The sequence below is a fragment of the Aquabacterium sp. A08 genome (assembly GCF_011742065.1).
Map to the genome: position 1 here is coordinate 1 of NZ_JAAQQT010000145.1, position 230 is coordinate 230.

The 230-nt window shown below is 67.8% G+C and carries 1 pseudogene; it reads right to left on the reverse strand.

From position 1 onward, the window contains the following. A pseudogene (locus HA630_RS26725) lies at positions 1 to 230 on the reverse strand (23S rRNA (uracil(1939)-C(5))-methyltransferase); the annotation flags it as partial.

Sequence of the window (230 nt, forward strand, 5' to 3'; positions counted from 1 at the left end):
TTCTGGCGCGAACGCGCGACCAGCGCCTCGCTGCCTTCGATGCCCAGCACCTCGCGCGCCTGCGTCGCCAGCGGCAGCGTGAAGTTGCCCAGGCCACAGAACCAGTCGATCACCCGCTCGTCCTGCTGCACGCCGAGCAGGCGCAGCGCACGCGCGACCAGCACGCGGTTGATGTGCGGGTTGACCTGGGTGAAGTCGGTCGGCTTGAACGGCATCTCGATGCCGAAATC